At 77.2% G+C, this 1,493-nt stretch carries 1 protein-coding gene; it reads left to right on the top strand.

Annotation, left to right across the window (positions count from 1 at the left end):
• Positions 1 to 123: 123 nt before the first annotated feature.
• Positions 124 to 1,493 (top strand): condensation domain-containing protein (locus ABZW03_RS40795; RefSeq protein WP_355269923.1); only part of this gene is annotated, 1,370 nt, incomplete at its 3' end.

Here is a 1,493-nt window from a genome sequence, read left to right as displayed (position 1 = left end):
GCCGCGTCCTCGGGATCAAGCGCAGGGCCTCCGCCGCGGAGGGCTCGCCCGTCCGGATCGAGGTGGAACGCGAGCTCAGGGAAGAGGAGTTCGCCGACGAGTGGCCCGGCGCCGCTCACCCCGATCCAGCACTGGTACCTCGACGGCCGCCGGCCCGGCGAGGCGCTGCGCTTCTCCATGACCCAGCGGCTGGCGCTCGCCCCGGACACCGACCCCGAGGCGCTGCACCGCGCGGTGCTCGCCCTGGTGGAGCACCACCCGGCGCTGCGCACCCGGTTCCGCCGCAGCGCGGGCGGCTGGCACCAGGAGGTGCTGGCGCAGGCCCCGGACGGCGTCCTCACCCGCCACCAGGGCACCCTGGAGGAGCAGGTGCAGCGGGCCGCCGAGCAGGCCCAGCGCTCCCTCGACCCGGTCGAGGGCCGGATGCTGCGCGCCCTGGTCTTCGAGGACGGCACTGGCCGGCCCGCCCAGCTCGTGCTGACCGTCCACCACCTGGCCGTGGACGGCGTCTCCTGGCGCATCCTGCTCGCCGACCTCGAAGCGGCCTACCGCGCCGCCCGCACCGGCGCACCCGTCCACCTGCCCGCAACCGGCACCTCCTTCGCCCGGTGGGCCACCCGGCTGGAGCGGCACGCCCGCTCCGGCGCCCTGGACGGCGACGCCGCGTACTGGACCGGCACCGGCCGGGCCCCGGCCGACCTGCCCACCGGGCGGCCGGGCCCCAACACCCACGGCACCGCCGCCACCCTCACCGTGACGCTGGACGAGCGGACCACCGGGGCGCTGCTGCGCAAGGTCCCGGAGACCTACCGCACCCAGGTCAACGACGTCCTGCTCAGCGCCCTGGGCCGTACCCTGGCCCGCTGGTGCGGCCGGGACACGGTGCTGATCGGGGTGGAGGGCCACGGCCGCGAGGACCTCTTCGCGGACCAGGACCTCTCCCGCACCGTCGGCTGGTTCACCGCCGAGTTCCCGCTCGCCCTGCGCGTCGACCCCGAGGCCGGCTGGCACGACACCCTGCGCTCGGTCAAGGAGCAGCTGCGCGCCGTCCCGCTGCGCGGACTCAGCCACGGCGCCCTGCGCCACCTGCGCCCCGCCGCCCTGCCGGCCGACGCGGCGGAGCCGCAGTTCGGCTTCAACTACCACGGCCAGTGGGACACCGGCGGCAGCGCCGACGGGCTGCTGCGCGGCCCGCTGCCCCCGGCCGGGCGGGACACCGACCCCGACGAGCCCCGCCCCTACCTGCTGGACGTCGTCGGGGCGGTCCAGGACGGCCGGCTCGAACTCGGCTGGACCTACCCCCCGGCCGTCTACGACGAGGCCACCGTCCGCGAGCTCGCCGACCGGACCCTCCAGGCGCTGCGCGAGCTGGCCGAGCACTGCGCGAGCCCCGGCGCCGGCGGCCGCACCCCGTCCGACTTCCCGCTGGCCGGCCTCGACCAGTCGCAGCTGGACCGCCTGGTCGGCGACGGCCGGGACGTCGAGGACGTGCT

The sequence above is a fragment of the Kitasatospora sp. NPDC004799 genome, assembly GCF_040609095.1.
Lineage (GTDB): Bacteria > Actinomycetota > Actinomycetes > Streptomycetales > Streptomycetaceae > Kitasatospora.
Note: the sequence above shows the minus strand (reverse complement) of the source record. Positions and strands in the feature narration are given on the sequence as shown.